This is a genomic window from Falsirhodobacter sp. alg1, from assembly GCF_000739715.2.
In the GTDB taxonomy this organism is placed as follows: Bacteria; Pseudomonadota; Alphaproteobacteria; order Rhodobacterales; family Rhodobacteraceae; genus Falsirhodobacter.
This window is the reverse complement of sequence record NZ_BBJC02000113.1, coordinates 1-511: the sequence shown is the minus strand read 5'-3', so window position 1 is coordinate 511 and position 511 is coordinate 1. Positions and strand designations below refer to the sequence as shown.

The following is a 511-nucleotide window of genomic DNA, read 5'->3' as shown; positions in this document are numbered from 1 at the left end:
GCGGGAAAGGGCGCGAGTAGTAGATTACGGCGCTTTCGTAATCCGATCCGANTGCTGCCCCGAAGGTAAAGATGAACAGCGGGATCAGGATCAGCAGGGCCGCCGAAGAGACCTGCATCTGCCAATGATGATGTGCGCCGGAATGGGCCGAGCCGAGGCCGGCCACACGTTTGTAATCGGTCAGGTACCGCATGGATAATCCCCCTTACAAAGATATCAAGCTGTTTCTGGGGGCCACCCTGATCATTGGCCGGACAGAGGCAGAGGCGCAGGAGAAATTCGCCGAATACCGCCGCTATGCCAGTTCCGAGGCGGCCCTGGTCCATGCGGCAGCGTCGATGGGGATCGACTTTTCCAGATACGATCTGGACGAACCGATCGAGACGGGAAAAAGTCAGGCCATCGTTTCGAACATCGCCATCATGAACAAGGCCGCAGGCCCGAAATGGACACGGCGCAAACTGCTGGAGCAGATGGTTCTGGGCAGCCGCCAGACCCCATGGGTCGGTTC

Annotated in this window: 1 protein-coding gene and 1 pseudogene; one reads left to right on the top strand and one right to left on the bottom strand. The window is 58.8% G+C overall.

All coding sequences use genetic code 11. From position 1 onward, the window contains the following. On the bottom strand, positions 1–193 hold a 193-nt coding region (locus tag TR36_RS14500; protein WP_045394177.1), incomplete at its 3' end, for a succinate dehydrogenase. Between TR36_RS14500 and TR36_RS14495 the strand changes: the two are divergent. Continuing rightward, positions 192–511, top strand: a pseudogene (locus tag TR36_RS14495) (N5,N10-methylene tetrahydromethanopterin reductase); the annotation flags it as partial. The gene TR36_RS14500 and the pseudogene TR36_RS14495 sit on opposite strands and share 2 nt — an antisense overlap.